Below are 19388 nucleotides of genomic sequence, written 5' to 3' on the forward strand. Positions count from 1 at the left end.
TATTACGTCAGACCGGAAAGCCGCCATCCGAATCGTCACCCGCCTCTTCCATCAGGCGGCCCAAATCGGGGATGGTCACGTGCCGCTTTCCTTCAAGCGTGATCACCCCGTCTTTTTTCAAAGCTGATATTTGGCGACTGACCGTTTCCAATGTCAAACCCAAGTAATCCGCCATTGCTTCTCGGGTCAGGGGCAGGTCGAACACAATGGGTCCTGATACAGCTTTTTGACTGATTGAACCGTCCCGGCGGGCGATAATTGACAACAAACTGGCAATCTTCTCACGCGCCGTTTTGCGCCCCAGAACCAGCATCCACTCGCGGGCGGCATCAAGCTCGTCCAAAGTCATCTGCAAAAGACGATGGGCGATATGCGGGGTGTGGTCCATCAACTCTTCGAACGGTTTCTTGCGGAAACAGCACATCACGACATCCGTCGTGGCCTGAACATCATAAGGCGCAGTATCGCGACCCGGGCGGCCAACAAAGTCGCTTGGCAGCAGCAGACCAACCATTTGGGTGCGGCCATCTTCCATCGTCTGGGTCAACGACGCGATTCCGGCCACAACCGAGCCGACAAAACTCATCTGATCCCCCGACCAGATAATCGTCTGACCCGCCTCAAAACTGCGGTAATATTTAATGCTTTCAAGCTCTTCCAGCTCATCGGCATCACAACGGGCACAGACGGCGCGATGACGAATCGGGCAATCTCCGCAATTTGAATGGTCAAATTGTGCTTTTACTGTCATGCGCGTTCCCACTTGATCTCCATCAAAGCACCTGTGTCGCCTGTCGCATAAGGGTATCGCCATGATAGTGAAACCACAATTGGCAAAGCTTGGACTTTTTGACGCGAAAGTACCGCGTTACACAAGCTACCCCACCGCCCCCCACTTCAACAACGACGTGGGAGCAGATATGTTTGGCGACTGGATTTCCGGGATCAAACCCGGCAGTGCAATTTCGCTGTACATTCATGTCCCATTCTGCCGCAGGTTATGCTGGTTCTGCGCCTGCCGGACACAAGGCACACAAACCGACAACCCGGTAATCGCCTATGTCGATGTTCTGAAGGCCGAACTGGACCTTCTGGCGGCACGTCTGCCTGAGGGTGTGGTCCTGTCGCGTCTGCACTGGGGCGGCGGCACACCAACGTTGCTGAACGCCCAATTGATGCGCGAATTGGCACAACACATCCTGGGTATCGTCCCCATGGGGTCGGATGCCGAATTCTCGGTCGAGATCGATCCGAACGAGATTGACGAGGCGCGTCTGGATGCGCTGGCTGACGCGGGCATGAACCGCGCCTCGATCGGGGTGCAGGATTTCGATGACGAAATCCAGAAAACCATAGGCCGTATTCAAAGCTATGACACCACGCGCGACGCTATCGACATGATCCGTGAACGTGGCATCACCAGCCTGAATGCGGATATTCTTTACGGCCTGCCACATCAGACCAAGGCGCGCATGACGGAAAGCGTACAGAAACTCCTGTCGCTCAGCCCGGATCGCGTGGCACTCTACGGTTATGCCCACGTACCCTGGATGGCCAAGCGGCAGCAGCTGATTCCGTCGGACGCACTGCCAACGCCCGAACAACGCCTTGAACTGTTCGACACAGCCCGGCGTTTGTTCCTTTGGGACAATTATGCCGAAATCGGCATCGACCATTTCGCCACTCAGGATGACGGGCTGACCCACGCGTTGCGCGCGGGCCGCCTCAAGCGGAACTTCCAGGGTTACACCGACGATCAGGCCGATGTTCTGATTGGTGTAGGGGCCAGCTCGATCTCGCGCTTCCCTCAAGGTTACGCGCAGAACGCTCCGGCCACCTCTGCCCATACCAAAGCCATTCGCGATGGGCAGTTTTCGACATCCCGAGGGCACCTTTTCAAAGGTCAGGACATTCTGCGTGCCCGCCTGATCGAAGCATTGATGTGCGATTTCAAGATCGAATCGGCAGAAATCCTTCGGGATCACGATATTTCGGCCTCTGGCCTCGACGAGATGTATCACGCAGCCAATGCATCTTTCGACGGGATGCTGCAAATCACTGAAGCCGGGCTTTTCATACCGCCCGAAGCGCGCGCGCTGACCCGGATGATCGCCCGCAGCTTTGACGCCTATGACCTCAGCAAAGCCGGGCACAGCTCGGCCATCTGACCCTTTTTCGGCGGGCAACATTCGGCCCGTGACGCGCAAAACACATCAGGGGCTTGACGCACGCCTGCGGTTTTTCCCACACTCATGCTGTAGGGCGGCATCTCGCTCTGCGGTCTGAGGCGGGCAAAATACAGACAACCCTTGTCGGCGCCAACGCGTCGGTCGGTCCCTTTCGTGTAGCCAATCTGCAACCTGAAAGAGGGACAACACTCATGCGCGTTTTCACCGTCCTCGGGCCCAGCCAATCGGGCAAATCTACGCTTGTCGAGGCCATCAGCCGCCTCGACGGGCGCCCCACCACATTCGATGTTTCCGGAACCGTGCATTTGCACGGTTTTTCTTACCTGGACGAGCCCTGGTGCGCGATCGACGTCGATGGGGGCGGCGATGCGCTGGCCTATGTTGGCCCCGCAATGGCGATTTCGGACGCCGCCGTGGTCGTGGTGCCCCCAGACCCAAATGCCGCCGTTCTGTGCGCGCCCTACCTGCGGTTGGTCGAAGAGGCCGGCATCCCCTGTTTTCTGTTCATCAACCGGATGGACAACCCCAATGGCCGCGTCCGTGATATCATCGCCGCTCTGCAAACATACTGCACCCACCACATTGCCCTGCGTCAGGTGCCGATCCGCGAAGGGGATACGATCATCGGGGCGGTTGATCTGATCTCGGAACGGGCCTGGAAATATCAGGAGGGTCAGCCCTCGGCCCTGATCGAACTGCCTCAATCCGTCGAAGACCGCGAGCAGGAAGCGCGAACCGAGCTGCTCGAAACCCTGTCCGATTTTGATGACAACCTGCTGGAACAGCTGATCGAAGACAAACAGCCGCCAAGTGGCGAGGTCTATGATCTGGCGGCACAGGTCCTGAAGAACCATCAGTTGATTCCCGCCTGCCTGGGTGCCGCAAGTCACGGCAACGGGCTGACGCGTCTGATGAAGGCGCTGCGGCACGAAGCCCCCGAATTTGACATCGCCGCCGGGCGCGACGAGGCCGCAGACAGCGCCCGCGCCATTGCCGGTTTTGCGGATGTCAAAAAGCACATCGGAAAAATCGTGGTTCTGCGCGGCCTGGGGGACGGCGTGCAAGCCCATGAAGCCTTGGGCGGTGAGACCGTCGGCAATCTGACAACGCTGGATGCCAAAACCCAGATCGCCACGCTGGAGGCCGGGCAGATTGGTCTGGCGGTGAAATCCGATCACCTCGAACCCGGCTACATCTACGACAGCAATTCGGCGACGGAACTGCCGGAATGGGCGGCCTCGCATCCGGTGGCGCATCGTCAGATTGTCTCGCCCGCGCATGAGCGGGACGATGTGCGCCTGTCAAACGCCCTGAGCCGTCTGGCCGAAATCGACCCCGGCCTTCACCTGCAACAGGATGAGCTTACCGGCCACGCCGTTCTTGGGTCTCAAGGTCCGCAGCACATGCGACGCGTGACCGCCAAGCTGGCCGAGGATTTCGGGATCGAGATTGAAGCCGACCCGGTCGAAACCGCCTATCGCGAAACCATCCGAACACCTGTCGAACATCGCCACAGACACCGCAAACAATCCGGCGGGGCTGGGCAGTTCGCGGATGTGGTGATCTCGGTCGCGCCGCTGCCGCGCGGATCTGGGTTCCAGTTCGAAGAGGTGGTCAAGGGCGGCGCGGTGCCCAAGAATTACATTCCATCCGTGGAACAGGGCGCCAGAGACGCGCTGGAGCAAGGCCCCGAGGGTTTTCCGGTGGTGGATGTGAAGGTCACGCTGCATGACGGCAAGCATCACAACGTAGACAGTTCGGATTATGCCTTCCGTACCGCGGGCAAGAACGCCGTGCGCGAAGCGCTGCCTCAGGCCAAGCCCGTTGTTTTGCAGCCGATCCTGAACGCTGAAATCCACCTGCCTTCTGATTTTGTCGGCGACCTCGTGCCGACGATCAGCTCTCTGCAAGGGCAGGTTCTGGGATTTGAGGGCAACCCGAACGCATCAGGCTGGGAGATTTTCAACGCTCTGATTCCCTCCGTTGCCGAAGATGAGTTGCATCGCACTCTTGCCAGTGCCACGCGCGGAACCGGGTGGGTCAAGCTGAGCTTTGATCACTATGAAGAACTGCGCGGGCCGGTGCCGAAAACGGCGGCCAAAGAAAATGCCAGCGCCTGATGGCCTGACGATGGCGGGCTGATCTCAGCCCGCCGCAGCAATCAATTCGCGGGTATAGTCGGTCTGGGCATTTTCGAACAAATCCTCGGCCGTGCCCATTTCAACCACATCTCCGTTTCGCATGACGATCACCTTGTGCGACATCGCCCGCACAACTTTCAGGTCATGGCTGATGAACAGATACGCCAGCCCGTATTTCTTTTGCAGATCGCGCAGCAGATCGACGATCTGAACCTGAACCGTCATGTCCAGCGCGCTGGTCGGTTCGTCCAGAACCAGCAGCTTGGGCCGCAAGACCATCGCGCGCGCAATGGCTATGCGCTGACGCTGACCGCCCGAAAACTCGTGCGGATATCGGTCCATGGCCGCAGGATCCAGGCCCACTTCGGTCATCACCTCAGCGACCAGCTCGCGCGGCGCGCGATGAGGATCAATGTTGTGAATGGCCAGACCTTCCGCGATGATCTGCTGACAGGTCATGCGTGGGCTGAGGCTGCCGAACGGGTCCTGAAACACGATCTGCATATCCTTGCGCAGCCGGCGCAATTCGCGGGTCGACCATCTTCGCACATCCTGATCGCGGAAGGTGATGCCGCCTTCGGACGCGATGAGGCGCATGATCGCAAGCGCCAGCGTGGTCTTGCCCGACCCGCTTTCGCCCACGATCCCCAAGGTCTCACCCGCGCGTACACTCAGCGTGGCGTCATTCACCGCCTTCACATAGCCGACCGTGCGTTTCAGAAACCCGCGCTGGATCGGGAACCAAACCTTCAGATGATCCGTACGCGCGACTTCCTCGGCATCTGTTGCAACGGCGTCTGGCTGACCCGACGGTTCCGCGGCCAGGAGCTTGCGGGTATAGGGGTGCTGCGGGTTGTCGAAGATCTCGGCAGTCGCGCCGGTCTCGACGATCTCACCATCCTTCATCACGCAAACCCGGTCGGCGATGCGCCGCACGATGCCCAGATCGTGGGTGATGAACAGCATCCCCATGTTTTCGGATTTCTGCAAACTGGCCAGCAACTCGAGGATCTGTGCCTGAATGGTTACATCCAGCGCCGTCGTCGGTTCATCGGCGATCAGGATGTCCGGCTTGTTCGCCAGCGCCATGGCGATCATCACGCGCTGCCGCTGTCCGCCAGACAACTGGTGCGGATAGCTGTCCAGCCGGTCTTCGGGGTCGCGGATACCGACCTTGTTCAACAGTTCAAGAATTCGTTCGCGCGCGACATCACCCGTGACCCCCTGATGCAGGGCCAGCGATTCCGCCATCTGCTTCTGGATCGTGTGCAGCGGGTTCAGCGATGTCATCGGCTCCTGGAAAATAAAGCTGATGTCATTGCCGCGCACATCCATCAGGCGTTGCTCCGAGGCGCCGATCATCTCCTGCCCGTCATAGGTGACGGACCCTTCGACGATCGCACTGTCGCCCAGCAACGATACGGTGCTGAGCGCGGTGACAGATTTGCCCGATCCGGATTCGCCCACGAGCGCCACGGTTTCACCGCGATCGACATGGAATGACACGCCCCGAACCGCAGCACTGATCTGACCGTCCTGCCGGAACGAGACCTTCAGGTTGTTTACATCCAGCAGGCTCATGAGAAGGTCTTTCTGGGATCGAACGCATCCCGCACGCCTTCAAAGATGAAGACCAGCAGGGACAGCATGATGGCAAAGGTGAAAAAGGCCGTGAAAGCCAGCCATGGGGCCTGAAGGTTCTGTTTTGCCTGCAAGGTGAGCTCCCCCAGCGAGGGGGCCGAAGACGGCAGACCAAAACCCAGATAATCCAGCGAAGCCAGCCCGCCTATGGTGCCCGTGACGATGAAGGGCATGAAGGTCAGCGTGGCCACCATTGCGTTGGGCAGCATGTGGCGGAACATGATCGTCATGTTGCCCACACCCAATGCCCGTGCAGCGCGCACATATTCAAGGTTTCGCGCCCGCAGGAATTCTGCGCGCACCACGCCAACCAGTCCGGTCCAGCTGAACAGGATCATCAACGCGACCAGCAGCCAGAAACTTCGCCCCAACACCGCGAACATGATGATGATGACATAAAGCGACGGGGTTGCGGACCAGATCTCGATGATCCGCTGAAAGATCAGATCCAGCCAACCGCCGAAGAAACCCTGTACGGCACCGGCGAAAATACCGATCAGGCTGGCAGCACCCGTCACCAGCAGCGTGAACAGGATCGACAGGCGGAAGCCGTAAATCACCCGTGCCAGCACATCGCGCTTGGTGTCATCGGTGCCCAGCAGGTTCTGGCCGTTGGGCGGCAAGGGTGCAGCCCCGGGGCGGTCCACAGACGTGTTGTAGGAATAAGGGATCAGCGGCCAAAGCGACCAGCCACGCTCGAACCCCTCCGCCTGGAACGTACCGGTGTCGATCTGTTCGATAATGCCTTCGGGATCGTCAAAACAGTCTTCCAGGCCGCCGCTGTCTATCAGACACTGAACCTCGGGGTCGCGATAGATCGCCTCTGTCTGGAAGTCTCCGCCAAAATCGGTTTCCGCGTAGAAGTTGAAGACCGGCATGTAGAACTCGCCCCGGTATTTCACCAGAATCGGTTTGTCATTGGCGATGAACTCGGCAAACAGCGACAGGCCGAACAACACGGCGAAGATGATCAACGACCAGAAGGCGCGCTTGTTGCGGCAAAAGTTGCTCCAGCGGCGCTGGTTCAGGGGGGACAATGCCATTTACCCCTCCCGCTTTTCAAAATCGATGCGCGGGTCGACCAGCACATACATCAGATCGCTGATGATGCCGACCACCAGCCCCATCAGGCCAAAGATGAACAGCGTGCCGAAAATCACCGGGTAATCCCGCGCCACGGCGGCTTCAAAACCCAGACGTCCTAGACCATCAAGTGAGAAGATCGTTTCGATGATGATCGAACCTCCGAAGAACACGCCGATGAACACGGCCGGAAATCCGGCTATGACGATCAGCATCGCGTTGCGGAACACATGGCCATACAGCACTTTGCGTTCGCTCAGGCCTTTGGCGCGGGCGGTCATGACATATTGCTTTTTGATTTCATCGAGAAACGAGTTCTTGGTCAGCAGCGTCAATGTCGCAAAGGCCGAGATCGTCAGCGCGATGGTCGGCAACGCGATATGCCAGAAATAATCTGCGATTTTGCCAAAAAGACTCAGGCTGTCCCAGTTGTCAGATGTCAGCCCCCGAAGCGGGAAGATCTGCCAATAGGATCCACCGGCGAAAAGCACCAACAGCAGAATGGCAAACAAGAAGCCAGGGATCGCATAGGCCACGATGATCGCTGCGCTGGTCCACGTGTCGAACTGCGAACCGTCCCTGATCGCCTTGCGAATGCCCAGAGGGATCGAAACCAGATAGGCGATAAGCGTTGACCACAGGCCCAGCGAGATCGAGACCGGCATTTTCTCGAGCACCAGATCAATCACGCTGATCGAGCGGAAATAGCTCTCGCCGAAGTCCAGCGTCAGATAGTTGCCCATCATGATCAGAAAACGTTCCAGGGGCGGTTTGTCGAAGCCGAATTCCTTTTCAAGTTCAGCAATGAACTCGGGCGGCAGGCCCCGTGCACCGACATATTTGTCGTCGAAAACGCCGCCCGCCGGCTCTGACCCCGCGCCGGCATCGCCCGCACCCGCAAAACCGGCGAAAACATCCCCCTGACCTTCGATCTGGGCAATGATCTGTTCAACCGGCCCGCCAGGCACGAATTGTACCAGCGTGAAGTTGACGATCATGATGCCCAGAAGGGTCGGGATGATCAGCAACAAACGTCTTAGAATATAGGCGCCCATGTTATCGCAGCGCGCCTTTCGCTTTCAGTGCAGTCTCTTTTTCCGGATTGATCCACCACAGATCCAAATAGCCCAGCGAATAAGGCGGCAGGTTTTCCGGGTATTCATACATATCGTAATATGCCACCCAGTGGTCAGCGATGTATCCTACGGGGATCACGAAGAACTCGTACCGCAAAGCGCGATCCAACGCCTTCAACGCCATGTCCTGATCCGCCTGATTGTCAGTATCAAAGGATGCTTCGATGATTGCGTCAACCAATGGGCTTGCCAATCCGGCCGGGTTGAAAAGACTGAATGCGGCCTCTTCCGACCCGTACATCTGGCTCAACCCGCCACCGGTCGACAAAAAAGACCCGTAACGAGTGGAATAGACCATGTCATAGTCCCGCTCGCGGCTGCGCAGCGTGTATTGCGCCGGGTCAACCTTTTCCGCCGACGCATCCACGCCAATGGCTTGCAGGTTCTGGACATAGGTTTCAATCATCGTGGCCGTCGAAGTCGGCAGGTTTGAAGGATAGGGGATATTAACCTTCAGTGTCTGCCCTTCCGCGTTACGCCGCACGTTGCCATCGCCGACCGGCCACCCGGCCTCGTCCAGCAGTTTCGCGGCTTTTCGCAGATTTCTGCGATCGTTCAGGCGCGCGGGGTTTGACTCGTGAACCGTCACGGCAGGTTCTGAAAGAAGGTCCTCGGGCACAACCTCACCCAGCGTTTGAAGAAACGCCAGTTCATCGCCCTCGGGCAGGCCTTGCGCTTCCAGCGGGGTGCCTTGTGTAAAGGAATTGCGCGGTGAATTCAAACCAAACAGCAGGGATTCATTTGCCCATTCGAAATTGAAGGCCAAGGCAAGGGCCTTGCGTACGTTCTTGTCGGAAAACTGCGGTTTTCCGAGATTGAAGACGAAGCCGGACGGTGTTGGCGGGCTGCCATCCGGTATCTCGTCCCGTACGATCACACCTTCGTTCAGCTTCGGAAAATCATACGCCGTCGCCCAAAGCTTGGGATCGCTTTCAATCCGCAACGTGTATTCACCGGCCTTGAACCCCTCGAACGCCGCTGTCTGATCGGCGAAATACTCAACGCGAATGGTATCGAAATTGTTGCGACCGACATTGAATGGCAGATCCTTACCCCAATAGTCGTCACGTCGCTTGTAAACGATACGGCGATTGATGTCATAGCTGTCGAGTTTATAGGGACCCGAGCCGACCGCCACTTCCAGACGCGGCTCATCCAGACGCCGGGACTCGTCCGCCTCGAACCATGCTTTCGAAAAGACGGGGGTCGACCCGACGGTCTCGATCAAACTGCGGCGGGTGACTTCCGGATTGAACGTGAATTTGACCGTGTGATCATCCAGCGCTTCGGCCCCCGTCACCATGCGGCCCACGGCTTGGGCGTAGGAAGGCAGGCCCTGTTCGATGAACAGGCGATGGCTGTAGACAACATCTTCGGCCGTCACCGGCGTGCCATCCCAAAAGGTTGCTTCGGGTCGCAAATGGAAAATGACGTAGTTGCGCCCTTCATCATATTCCAGACTTTCCGCCAGCACGCCGTAATACTGCCCGACACCGTCATCAGAGCTTTCGAACAGGCGGTCATATTGCAGCGTCGTCAAGGCGCCTGCGCGCCCCTTGCGGGAATAGGGATTCAAGGAATCGAACGTCCCCGAAGCCGCCAAGGACAACTCACCACCTTTGGGCGCATCTGGATTCACGTAATTCAGATGCGGATAGTCAGCAGGGTAATCCAGATTGCCGAAATACGAATATCCATGACTGCGGGTAACCCCCTCATCCAATGCCAAAGCAGCTTGCGGTGAGAGCAGAACAGCACAAAGCCCGAATATGCCAGCCAATGGCCTGACCTTAAGATCACATGCAGCAGGCATTAGGGATATCATGGGGCTCATCCTCTGGGTTATTGTAATCTTTTATGTCGCATACGCTAGCTAATGTGCCAACGCTGACAGTTTCAAGTTTAGAATGCGTGAGCGCTTTGTGAAGTTCCCTTCAGACAAAAAAAGCCGCTGCGCGGGGCAGCGGCTCTGAACTTCAATGGTCTCTCAGGCAATCAGTTGCCAATTGTCTGCAGATAAGCAATCAAGTCCGCGCGGTCCTGAGGTTTTTTCAAGCCAGCAAAACTCATCGATGTTCCCGAGATATAGGCGCTTGGGCGTTCCAGGAAGGCATCCAACGCTTCGGGCGTCCAGTTGCCGCCATGGGCCTGCATACTGGCTGAGTAACCGGTGAAACCTTTTGCCGAGGCAACCGGGCGATCAACTACGCCATACAGGTAAGGGCCGGTTCCATTCGCCCCGTCTTCCAGCTTGTGGCACGCGGTGCACTTGCGGAATACTTTCGCGCCCTTCTCAACGTCAGCGGCGGCCAGCAGATCTTCAAAGACCACTTCTTCGCCGTCGGCGCTTTCGCCCGAGCTTTCGGTTTCGATAATGTAGGCGGCCTCAGCCGAGCCATGGCCACCGGAAGAATAGAGGATGTCAGCCCCCCATTTGGCCAGAAGCAGCACCAGGAAAGTGCCGAACAGGCCTGCGGCGGCCTTCGTAACTGTCATCGTGTCGAACATTGATCGCGTGTCCATTTCAGCTGTCTGCGCAGGTGTCTAAGGCTTCCACTTGCGAGAGGCAAGGTATAGACACCGCGACGAAACGACCAAATCGCGAACTTGTTGCATGGAATCGACCAAATGACCAATCGCATTGCTTTTCAGGGCGAACCCGGCGCCTACAGTCACGAGGCCTGCCGCAACGCACGACCCGAAATGGAGGCCTTGCCCTGCCGCACATTCGAGGATGTGATCGAATCAGTTCGCTCGGGCGCGGCCGATCTGGCGATGCTGCCGGTCGAAAATACGACCTACGGTCGGGTTGCCGATATTCACCGGCTGTTACCCCATAGCGGGCTTCACATCATCGATGAAGCGTTCGTGCGTGTTCACATCAACCTTCTTGGTGTACCCGGCGCAAAACTGGAAGACATCACCGAAGCGCATTCGCATCTGGTGCTGCTGCCGCAATGTTCAGAATTTCTGAAAGAACACGGTATTCGTGGCCGTGTCAGTCCCGACAATGCCCGCGCCGCGCGCGAAGTGGCCGAAATCGGAGACTTGCATTCCGCCGCTCTGGCCAGCGAGCTTGCGGCTGAAATCTACGACCTGAACGTGCTGGCCCGCCATATCGAGGACAATGACGACAACACGACCCGCTTTCTTGTCATGTCACGCGAAACGGATTTGTCCCGCCGGGGCGATCATGGGATGATCACCAGTTTCGTGTTTCAGGTCCGCAACATCCCGGCCGCGCTGTACAAGGCCATGGGTGGCTTTGCCACCAACGGGATCAACATGACCAAGCTGGAAAGCTATATGGTCGACGGGTCCTTCACGGCAACGCAGTTTTATGCGGATATTGTTGGACATCCCGAAGACCGCAACGTGCAGCTGGCAATGGACGAACTGGAACACTTCACGACCAATGTCGAGGTTCTTGGCGTCTACCCTGCGGCCCATCCTCGCGGCTGACAGGTCACGCGAAAGACTGGCTGAATTCCGATTGGCGCAGGTCACTGCGCCATGCCTGAAGAATTGTCTGCACGTTGGCTTCAATGCCGTCCATGGAATCAATCTCGATATCGTAAACTCTACCAGCATGGATCATGGTTTGGTCCCGCTGGGCGCTTCCCACCGGACGGTCGCCGCGTAATCGTTCGCGCGCGTTCAACTCGGGAACCGGGCAATGGACAGCTACGAACAGAACATCAAACGGGCGCAAGAGGTCGCGCAAATCTTTGTCCCACCCCGGCGTATCCAGAATATGTTCCAAAATCAAATTGTTGCCCGAGGCCGCGTAGGCAGCTAGCGACTGATGAAACCCATCAAAGACAGTCGATCGGTCGTCGGACCAATCGAACTCGCCACGGCGATAGCGATCCAGCGGCAGAACACCAGAATCGCGAAGGTGGTCGATCGAGATATGCCAGAACGGCTTCTCTATCTTCTGCTGCAAAGCCCGCGCGATTGTCGATTTTCCACTGCTTGATGCGCCATGCAGAAAAATAATGTGCGACATCCGAGGTTTCTTTTCCAATCCTTGCCCCGATCAGCCCAGCGGACGCCGTTCACGCCCCGTGCAGGTGACGCTGTTCCAGTTCACGCGCAAACTCGCTGAACCGCACCTGGAATTGCTTGCGGAACTTTGACTGTCCAAGCTTCATGGACTGCAACAGCAACCGCGCGGGCAAGGACTTTGCGGCCAAGGACATCTCGATGCTCAGGCGTGTCCGGCGCGGAGACAAGGCCAGAAAATCTACTGTCGTCAGGCCGGTCATCCCTTTGCTGGCCGCCTCGAACCGCATTTGCGACGGCTTGTCGAAATCCGTCATCACCACCGACATCTGGCGCGGCTTTCCACGCAACTTGAATTCGGTTTTCCATTCAGTGCCGGCAACCACCATCGCATCAGTGTCCAGACGCCGCACGTCGATGCCACGACGCATCGCCATACGTTCGAACCTTTCGAAATCCGACACCATGTCGAACACCGAATTGATCGGGGCTTCGATATCTTCGCGCGCTGAAAACTGCATAATGACCTTTGCTGTTTATGGCTTCACCAGTTTTTCTTCAGTCCAGCGTATCCGCAAGCCAGTTCTGAAGCAGAAAATGAGCGATAGCCCCCTTGCGAGCCGGCAACAACCGGGGATGTTCGCCGGCAAATGCCTGCATCATTTCGGATTTGCTGACCCACATCGCCTCTTCGATCTCGACCGGATCAATAACGATGTCACGCGACAGGGCCTCGCCGGCGCATCCGAACATCAGGGATGCCGGGAACGGCCAGGGCTGGCTGGACAGGTACGACACCGCACCAACCGGTACGCCTGCCTCTTCCATCACTTCGCGGCGCACCGCCGCTTCGAGCGTTTCGCCGGGTTCGACAAATCCCGCCAGCAAGGAAAACATTCCCTCGGGCCAACCCGGAGACCGCCCCATAAGCACGCTGTCCCCATGCGTAATCAGCATGATCACAACCGGATCCGTGCGCGGAAAATGTTGCCCGCCGCATGACGGGCAACTGCGCTGCCATCCCGCTTGCGACATATCGCTGGCTGCGCCGCAGCGAGCACAGAAGCGATGTGTTTCGTGCCAACCGACAACCGCCTTGGCCGATGCGGCCAACTCGGCATCACGAGGCGACAATCGCGCCATGATCCGGCGGAGCTCGGCAAAAACATGCCCTTCAGGCAAGTCCGGGTGCTGCTGTTCGGATCTGTCCACGAACTCTCCCAGGCCGGTCAGATCCAATCCCTCTGCCCCCCAGGCCGAGATATCTGCGGCAAACAGGGGTGCGCCCTCTGCGCTCAGGCCCAAAAAAACCGGTGCTTCGATCACGCCGCCGGGGCCATCGCATACCAGCGGGTGGGTCATCTGCGTCAGGGCAAGCTGATCCAGCGCCGCACCCACGACCAGAAGCTTGCCTCGCCACAACAATATGCACCGCGCAGCAGGGTCGCCCGCCATCTCGGACAGCTTCTCTGAATCCCCACGAAGATGCGCTGCCCGATTCAGGCCCGAGCCGCCGAAAGTCACCTGCTCTGCGTTTTTCATTGGAATTCCTTCTGGTCTTGCGCACAGGGCTGCCATGTCTCAGGCCCTGTTGCAATGGCAATTCAAGGCGCAAAACGCAGGGACACGCCACCGAAAAGCCGCATGGCGGCCCCGGAAAAATCATCTAGACTGCGTTTTGATGATTTTAGCCCATTACCACACTCAAAAGCAGAACAACAAAAGTGAAGCAAACCCCATCGACGCAGGTGCAACCCACAAAAGACCGTGGCTGTATTCGTATTCTTGCCACCTCCGACGTGCATATGCATCTGACTGGTTTTGACTATTACGCGGACACACCGGACCCGACGCTTGGGCTGACACGCACCGCCAGCCTGATCCGCAAGGCCCGACACGAGGCCACAGACGCGCTGGTGCTGATGTTCGACAACGGGGATTCGCTTCAGGGAACGCCGATGGGCGAATGGGCCGTTCGGAACGACAATCCCCACCCGATGATGCAGGCATTCAAGGCGCTGGACTATGATGCGATTGGTCTGGGCAACCATGATTTCGGGTTCGGGCTGCCGACATTGGACAAGACCCTTGCACAAGCCCCGTGCCCGGTTCTGTGCGGCAATCTTCATCGGTCCGGAGAACACCAATCTTGGCAGCGTTTTGCAATCCTTGACCGTGTCGTTAGGGTGGGAAACAAGGATGTGCCCATTCGCGTCGGCGTGTTTTCGGTTCTGCCACCGCAGACAACACGTTGGGAAGAACACAATCTGAACGAAACCGTAGAGGCGGACGACATCGTTGTCGCGGCACGGTCCCTGACGCGTATCTTGCGCGAAAAGGGGTGCGATCTGATCGTGGCGCTCGCCCATTCCGGGCTTGGACACCCGGACGCAGCGACCGACATTGAAAATGCCGTTATTCCCCTGGCCGCGATCGAGGGCATCGACGCTGTCGTCGCCGGGCACACGCACCTGACCCTTCCCGCACGCACCGGCGCGCAAACCCCGAATGTGGATTACGTGAAAGGGCTGGTGCATGGAACGCCGGTTGTCATGCCCGGTTCGGCAGGCGCATATCTTGGAGTAATCGATCTGGCCGTCACCCTAGAGCCCCAGTCGGGGCTGCGTGTTGTCGACAGCCACGCCGAATTGCGCCCGGTTTCGGTGGGCGGCACCGCGATTGGCGAAGATTTGGAAATCGCGCATCTGGTTGAACCCGCACATCAGCAGACCCGTCTGGACATGGCCGCGCCCGTTGCGCGCGTCTCGGACACATTGCACAGCTATTTCAGTTTCTGTGCGCCGGATCGTGGATTGACGCTTGTGTCCGCCGCACAGGCAGCCGCGTTGCGCCCTTTTTTACACGGCACCACGCTTGCAGAGCTGCCGCTGTTGTCAGCCGCGTCGCCGGCCAAATGCGGCGGACGCTCTGGCCCCAGGCACTATACGGACGTGCCGCCTGGTGAAATCTGTCTGCGTCACGTGGCGGACCTGCATGTCTTTCCAAACGAATTGCGCGCGGTTCAGATCACGGGCGCGCAGCTGCTGGAGTGGTTGGAGATGTCAGCCAGCGCATTCAACCAACAATTCCCCGACGCCGAGGCAGAGCTATTCAACCGGGATCGGGCGGGGTACAATTTCGATGTCATCTTTGGCCTGTCCTATCAGATCGACCCGTCGCAACCGGCGCGTTACGATGTCGGGGGGCAAATGATCCATCCCGGCCACAGGCGGGTGCATCATCTGACTTGCGCAGGCCAGGCCGTGCAACCCGATCAGGCATTTGTCGTCGCGCTCGATAATTATCGCGCAAGCGGGGGCGGACATTTCCCGCATGTGTCGTCGGCCCCGGCCATCGATCTGCCCCCGCTGGATATCCGGGACATTTTGCGGGACTACATGACGCACCGCCTGCCACCCGACCCATTGGCCCGGCAACCTTACCCGTTCTCTCTGATGCCGAAATCGGGGGTGACGACCATTCTTCGGACCGGTCCCGGTGCGTTGAAGCATATCGACGAATTGAACAGGTTTGCCCCCAGGATACTGGAACCTGACGAAAACGGTTTTGCACGCATTCGGCTGACGCTCTGACGGGTTGTCTTTTGCCGAAGCCTTCCCTATATCCAAAGTCGAGAGGTTGGCGCGGGCGAGCGCCTCGCCAACCTGGTCAGGTCCGGAAGGAAGCAGCCACAACGAGCCCCGCTTGGGTCGATGTCCAACCTCTCACTTTACGAACCTTGGCCGCAGGAGGGCTTTATGATTGTAGCAAAGATCCTTCGGGCAGCACGGTTCTGACCTCACGGTATCGACTGACTGCCTGAATACATGACCCGGGGATGAGCGATCGCCATCCGTCGGGAGTGCTGTTTCTGACGACAGGCAAACCAATGTTTCTTGCACTTTCGGACCTGGGATGGTCCTCTCACTTTGCCGCGCAACACGCGGCTTATCCTTCCTGCACGCCTTTTCGCATCACTTCCGTTCATCGGGACCGCCTGATAGGGCTTAACCCTGACGGCGAAGTCCCGTTACTGACCCCCGATCAAACGACCGGCAGCTATGCTGTTGGCGATTGGGTTCTCGCCGATGACGACAAACGCGTGCGCCATTTGCTCGACCGGCGCAGCCTGCTGCACCGACGCGCCGCGGGTACAGGCGCCGCGACGCAACTGATCGCAGCCAATGTCGATGTGCTGTTCATCGTCAGCTCGTGCAATGCCGATTTCAAACTGCCCCGGCTGGAACGATATCTGGCGCTCGCGCATCAGGCCGGGTGTTACCCGGTCGTTGTTCTGACGAAGGCCGACAAATCGGCGGACCCCGACAGTTTCTCGGGGCAGGTGCAATCTCTGGATCCGTTCCTGACGGTTCTGGCGATCAACGCGCTGGACCCGGCAGAGGTTGAAAAGGTTCTGTCCTGGTGCCCCAAAAGCCAGACCGGAGCGCTGGTTGGATCGTCGGGCGTTGGCAAGACGACACTTGCCAATACCATGACCGATCAGGATCTCGCCACCTCGGACATTCGCGAGGATGACGCGCGGGGCCGGCACACGACGACCGCACGCGCATTGCACCGGATGCGCAACGGTGGCTGGTTGATCGATACACCCGGAATGCGCGCGTTGCGCCTGCTGGACGCTCGGGACGGGATCGACGACGTTTTCTCGGACCTTGCCGAGTTGAGCCGGGACTGCCGTTTTTCGGATTGCCAGCACAGCTCCGAGCCCGGATGTGCCGTGCAAAAGGCAATAAGCCACGGCACGCTTGATCCGGCTCGATTGGACCGGTGGCGCAAGCTTCGGCGCGAAGATCAGCGCAATTCTGAAACCGTCGCGCAGTCCCGGGCGCGGGACAAAGCGTTCGGCAAGATGGTCCGTGGCGTCATGAAGGAAAAGAAACTTCGCAACCGGTGATCGTTGGACGGTGCCCGGCCCGTCCTGCGCCGCGTCTGATCAAGCGATCAGTCGCGGCCAAACCGCTGCATTGCGCCGGGCAAATGCTCCGATATGACCAACCTCGGGCAACCCGAAATCGGCAGGGCTCAGCAGGTGGCGGTTGGCATCGGGGCCGTAAAGATCCGCAAGCCGCCAAACCGCTTCCGGCGGCACCATCTGGTCGTCCTTGAAGGTGTACAAATCCACGGGCGTTCCAGAATCCTTCCACTGCGCGGCAGGTAACTCATGCCCGATTTCAGGCACATAGTTCAAAGGCGCCGTACACCATTTGCGCCACTGCCAATAGACCGATGCCGGCAGATCCGAGCCGAACCCGATCGCCTTTCCGGGAAGGTAGCCAAGGGCTCGGGCCAAAAGCGGGGCATGACCATACCAGAACAATCCTGCCAAACCACGATAGGGCCATGGATGGTCGCTTAGGGTTACCAGCCCCGAACACACACAGATCATGCGATCAATCAGATCGATATCCGGCTGCACAGGCCCCAACATCGCGCCGATCGAATGGCCGATGGTCCAATGCTGCGAATCGGGAAACCGTCTGCGCATTTCTGCCCGTGCCGCGGGCATGTCGATCAAGGCCCAATCCGCCATGGTCGCACGCGAATCTTTCAGGCGGCCGGTCAAGGAATGCCCGTAATCGCGATAGTCATAGGTCAGGCAGGCCATACCCCGCTCGGCAGCAAGCCATCGTGCGAAATGACGGTAATAATCGCGCGGCACACCCGTTGCACTGTTCAGCACGACGACGATTTCGGGCGAAGACAGCGGGCTGTACAACCGGGCAGACAGTGTTTTCTGCCCGGACGGAAAGCGAAATTCTTCGGTCATTACCGTTTGCTCTGTGTCCAACATGATCTCTGGCTTTGCGCTTGGTAAATCCGGTTTCCGAACCTCAACGCCCTCGACACTATGCATGAACCAACACCGTATCCAGCATGACCAAGCGTCCGGTCAAAAGATCGGCTTGACTCGATGCGTGCTCAAACGCTAGCGGTTGTGTGATGGTTTCCGGCCTCCACAAGGGGTCGGGATGAAAAGGGAACACGGTGCGGTATTGTCTGGTCATGCAGGCAACAACCAAATCCGCGACTGCCCCCGCAACTGTAAGCGGTAAGCGATGCCGAAACACCACTGGCCCAAAGGCTGGGAAGGTCGGCAAAGCGATGACCCGCAAGTCAGGAGACCTGCCATCGGAAACGAAACCGAAACTCGGGCGGGGTGTCCGGGCAGGTCCTGACGGCATCACGCTGTCCCACCTGTCCCAAATATCCTGTCCACCAAGCGCGGAGGGCGCAGGATGATCTGGAAGACAAAGACACATGAATTCAGTGCAACAGTATGTCAGCGGACGGGCAAAACCTGTCCCGCTTTGGCGCGGCTGGCGCGCTCGATATCCGAAGCCATGGCCCAGGCGACCTCGGCCACAAGTGACGATTTCGAGATTGAGGGCAGCAGCGAGCTGTCACATTGCAGCGAAGGATGTCATGCAATTTTCCGCGCGCAATCAGACCGCATTCGTGTCTTTTGCGGGACGCAGCCCGAAACCGCGATTGAGCCGCTGAACGGCTATGCCGACCTGATCTTCGGAAACACGTTCAGCGCGATGCCATCCGGCGTCGTGAAAACCCCACCCTGCGCGATGATCGAAGTTTCCACGATCCGGCCTCGAAAACCTGCTTGCGCGCCCGCGCAGATTTCAATCTGAGTCCAGACTGACCTGTGCCTGGGCACGCCGAGAGGCCCAGGCCAGTTGCGCATCCGTTTCGACGGCGCAAGGGCGCACCGCCCGCAATCGTTGCAGCGCCGTGTCCGCGCCTTCGCCGCATTCGACCATCAGCCGCAGGACAATCATACCTGACCTGCCACAGCCCCCGCGGCAGTGTACCAATACGCGACCTCCGCCGGACAGCGCGTGCCGGGCCGCGGCGCTGACGGACGGCCACGCGTCATCAATCGCTTTTGTCGGCGCTCCGAAATCTTCGATCGGCAGGTGAACCCATCGGCTGGCGCGGCTTTGAATATCGCTTCCAAATTCCTGCGCCCCGTCCTGAAGCATTTCGACATCCGTCGTCATCGAAACAACAAGCCCCGGCTGCCAGGCTGCGATCATATCCAGATCGCTGGAGTAATCTCCGCCGCGTCCGGGCATCGAGGTCAGCGCCAGCGTTCCGCCACCGACTTGCAGGGCGTAGATCACCAACTGCGACATGAATCCTGTCCTCCCCAAAGAACT

The 19388-nt window shown here is 58.6% G+C and carries 17 protein-coding genes, 1 other RNA gene and 1 riboswitch; of the genes, 7 read left to right on the top strand and 11 right to left on the bottom strand.

From position 1 onward, the window contains the following. Nucleotides 1–7: 7 nt before the first annotated feature. The gene (gene fnrL, locus GS611_RS19720) at nucleotides 8–751 is read right to left on the bottom strand and encodes a transcriptional regulator FnrL (RefSeq protein ID WP_171638263.1); all 744 of its coding nucleotides are present in this window, start codon (nucleotides 749–751) and stop codon (nucleotides 8–10) included. Nucleotides 752–812: 61 nt separating this feature from the next. Between fnrL and hemN the strand changes: the two genes are divergently transcribed. Continuing rightward, the gene (gene hemN, locus GS611_RS19725) at nucleotides 813–2168 is read left to right on the top strand and encodes an oxygen-independent coproporphyrinogen III oxidase (RefSeq protein WP_171638265.1); all 1356 of its coding nucleotides are present in this window, start codon (nucleotides 813–815) and stop codon (nucleotides 2166–2168) included. Nucleotides 2169–2380: 212 nt separating this feature from the next. Next, nucleotides 2381–4309, top strand: coding sequence for an elongation factor G (locus GS611_RS19730; protein WP_171638267.1), 1929 nt, complete (start codon nucleotides 2381–2383; stop codon nucleotides 4307–4309). A gap of 24 nt (nucleotides 4310–4333) precedes the next feature. On the opposite strand, the gene GS611_RS19735 is transcribed toward GS611_RS19730, so the two are convergent. From GS611_RS19735 to GS611_RS19755, 5 genes are all read right to left on the bottom strand, one after another. Beyond that, on the bottom strand, nucleotides 4334–5911 hold the full coding sequence (locus tag GS611_RS19735) for an ABC transporter ATP-binding protein (protein ID WP_171638269.1): 1578 nt from the start codon (nucleotides 5909–5911) through the stop codon (nucleotides 4334–4336). Beyond that, the gene (locus GS611_RS19740) at nucleotides 5908–7014 is read right to left on the bottom strand and encodes an ABC transporter permease (protein ID WP_171638271.1); all 1107 of its coding nucleotides are present in this window, start codon (nucleotides 7012–7014) and stop codon (nucleotides 5908–5910) included. The genes GS611_RS19735 and GS611_RS19740 overlap by 4 nt, the downstream gene beginning before the upstream one ends. Continuing rightward, nucleotides 7015–8109, bottom strand: a complete 1095-nt coding sequence (locus GS611_RS19745; protein ID WP_152459198.1) for a microcin C ABC transporter permease YejB — start codon at nucleotides 8107–8109, stop codon at nucleotides 7015–7017. A gap of 1 nt (nucleotide 8110) precedes the next feature. Next, nucleotides 8111–10015 (bottom strand): extracellular solute-binding protein, encoded by a 1905-nt coding sequence (locus GS611_RS19750; protein WP_171638273.1) that lies wholly within the window; start codon nucleotides 10013–10015, stop codon nucleotides 8111–8113. 170 nt (nucleotides 10016–10185) lie between these two features. Beyond that, nucleotides 10186–10698, bottom strand: coding sequence for a cytochrome c family protein (locus GS611_RS19755; protein WP_152459925.1), 513 nt, complete (start codon nucleotides 10696–10698; stop codon nucleotides 10186–10188). A gap of 120 nt (nucleotides 10699–10818) precedes the next feature. Between GS611_RS19755 and GS611_RS19760 the strand changes: the two genes are divergently transcribed. Beyond that, the gene (locus GS611_RS19760; RefSeq protein WP_171638275.1) at nucleotides 10819–11652 is read left to right on the top strand and encodes a prephenate dehydratase; all 834 of its coding nucleotides are present in this window, start codon (nucleotides 10819–10821) and stop codon (nucleotides 11650–11652) included. Between the two features lie 4 nt (nucleotides 11653–11656). Here the strand turns inward: GS611_RS19760 and GS611_RS19765 are convergent, their stop codons facing one another. From GS611_RS19765 to nudC, 3 genes are read right to left on the bottom strand one after another with little or no spacing between them, the layout of a single operon-like run. Beyond that, the gene (locus GS611_RS19765) at nucleotides 11657–12199 is read right to left on the bottom strand and encodes a chloramphenicol phosphotransferase CPT family protein (protein ID WP_171638276.1); all 543 of its coding nucleotides are present in this window, start codon (nucleotides 12197–12199) and stop codon (nucleotides 11657–11659) included. 49 nt (nucleotides 12200–12248) lie between these two features. Further along, nucleotides 12249–12716: an SRPBCC family protein gene (locus tag GS611_RS19770; RefSeq protein ID WP_171638278.1), complete on the bottom strand. Its 468-nt coding sequence runs from the start codon at nucleotides 12714–12716 to the stop codon at nucleotides 12249–12251. A 37-nt stretch (nucleotides 12717–12753) separates the two neighbouring features. Further along, on the bottom strand, nucleotides 12754–13737 hold the full coding sequence (gene nudC / locus GS611_RS19775; protein ID WP_171638280.1) for an NAD(+) diphosphatase: 984 nt from the start codon (nucleotides 13735–13737) through the stop codon (nucleotides 12754–12756). A 182-nt stretch (nucleotides 13738–13919) separates the two neighbouring features. Between nudC and GS611_RS19780 the strand changes: the two genes are divergently transcribed. The 3 genes from GS611_RS19780 (at nucleotide 13920) to rsgA (ending at nucleotide 17110) form a co-directional block, all read left to right on the top strand. Next, nucleotides 13920–15788 carry a bifunctional 2',3'-cyclic-nucleotide 2'-phosphodiesterase/3'-nucleotidase gene (locus tag GS611_RS19780; RefSeq protein ID WP_371732301.1) on the top strand — a complete coding sequence of 623 codons (1869 nt, stop codon included), beginning with the start codon at nucleotides 13920–13922 and terminating at the stop codon, nucleotides 15786–15788. Between the two features lie 39 nt (nucleotides 15789–15827). Then, nucleotides 15828–15926: signal recognition particle sRNA small type (ffs, locus tag GS611_RS19785), an RNA gene on the top strand. 107 nt (nucleotides 15927–16033) lie between these two features. Further along, entirely contained in the window at nucleotides 16034–17110 is a 1077-nt protein-coding gene (rsgA, locus tag GS611_RS19790) for a ribosome small subunit-dependent GTPase A (RefSeq protein ID WP_245218231.1), read from the top strand. A 39-nt stretch (nucleotides 17111–17149) separates the two neighbouring features. Here the strand turns inward: rsgA and GS611_RS19795 are convergent, their stop codons facing one another. Continuing rightward, nucleotides 17150–17983: a hypothetical protein gene (locus GS611_RS19795; RefSeq protein ID WP_371732302.1), complete on the bottom strand. Its 834-nt coding sequence runs from the start codon at nucleotides 17981–17983 to the stop codon at nucleotides 17150–17152. 157 nt (nucleotides 17984–18140) lie between these two features. Beyond that, a riboswitch (cobalamin riboswitch) is annotated at nucleotides 18141–18362 on the top strand. Between the two features lie 90 nt (nucleotides 18363–18452). Here GS611_RS19795 and GS611_RS19800 point away from each other — a divergent pair. Further along, a complete protein-coding gene (locus GS611_RS19800; RefSeq protein WP_171638282.1) occupies nucleotides 18453–18860 on the top strand; it encodes a hypothetical protein in 408 nt (135 codons plus the stop codon). Here the strand turns inward: GS611_RS19800 and GS611_RS19805 are convergent. Next, nucleotides 18852–19364 (bottom strand): dual specificity protein phosphatase family protein, encoded by a 513-nt coding sequence (locus tag GS611_RS19805; RefSeq protein WP_171638284.1) that lies wholly within the window; start codon nucleotides 19362–19364, stop codon nucleotides 18852–18854. The genes GS611_RS19800 and GS611_RS19805 overlap by 9 nt on opposite strands. Nucleotides 19365–19388: the final 24 nt, after the last annotated feature.

The sequence above is a fragment of the Ruegeria sp. HKCCD6119 genome, assembly GCF_013110585.1.
Classification (GTDB): Bacteria; Pseudomonadota; Alphaproteobacteria; order Rhodobacterales; family Rhodobacteraceae; genus Ruegeria.

Bases quoted from the DNA above. Each gene is read 5' to 3' on its own strand.
- GS611_RS19755 (WP_152459925.1), bottom strand. From the start codon at position 10,698: ATGTTCGACACGATGACAGTTACGAAGGCCGCCGCAGGCCTGTTCGGC.
- GS611_RS19770 (WP_171638278.1), bottom strand. From the start codon at position 12,716: ATGCAGTTTTCAGCGCGCGAAGATATCGAAGCCCCGATCAATTCGGTG.
- GS611_RS19740 (WP_171638271.1), bottom strand. From the start codon at position 7,014: ATGGCATTGTCCCCCCTGAACCAGCGCCGCTGGAGCAACTTTTGCCGC.
- GS611_RS19765 (WP_171638276.1), bottom strand. From the start codon at position 12,199: ATGTCGCACATTATTTTTCTGCATGGCGCATCAAGCAGTGGAAAATCG.
- nudC (WP_171638280.1), bottom strand. From the start codon at position 13,737: ATGAAAAACGCAGAGCAGGTGACTTTCGGCGGCTCGGGCCTGAATCGG.
- hemN (WP_171638265.1), top strand. From the start codon at position 813: ATGATAGTGAAACCACAATTGGCAAAGCTTGGACTTTTTGACGCGAAA.
- GS611_RS19730 (WP_171638267.1), top strand. From the start codon at position 2,381: ATGCGCGTTTTCACCGTCCTCGGGCCCAGCCAATCGGGCAAATCTACG.
- GS611_RS19805 (WP_171638284.1), bottom strand. From the start codon at position 19,364: ATGTCGCAGTTGGTGATCTACGCCCTGCAAGTCGGTGGCGGAACGCTG.
- GS611_RS19735 (WP_171638269.1), bottom strand. From the start codon at position 5,911: ATGAGCCTGCTGGATGTAAACAACCTGAAGGTCTCGTTCCGGCAGGAC.
- GS611_RS19760 (WP_171638275.1), top strand. From the start codon at position 10,819: ATGACCAATCGCATTGCTTTTCAGGGCGAACCCGGCGCCTACAGTCAC.
- rsgA (WP_245218231.1), top strand. From the start codon at position 16,034: ATGAGCGATCGCCATCCGTCGGGAGTGCTGTTTCTGACGACAGGCAAA.
- GS611_RS19800 (WP_171638282.1), top strand. From the start codon at position 18,453: ATGATCTGGAAGACAAAGACACATGAATTCAGTGCAACAGTATGTCAG.
- GS611_RS19745 (WP_152459198.1), bottom strand. From the start codon at position 8,109: ATGGGCGCCTATATTCTAAGACGTTTGTTGCTGATCATCCCGACCCTT.
- GS611_RS19750 (WP_171638273.1), bottom strand. From the start codon at position 10,015: ATGATATCCCTAATGCCTGCTGCATGTGATCTTAAGGTCAGGCCATTG.
- GS611_RS19795 (WP_371732302.1), bottom strand. From the start codon at position 17,983: ATGACCGAAGAATTTCGCTTTCCGTCCGGGCAGAAAACACTGTCTGCC.
- fnrL (WP_171638263.1), bottom strand. From the start codon at position 751: ATGACAGTAAAAGCACAATTTGACCATTCAAATTGCGGAGATTGCCCG.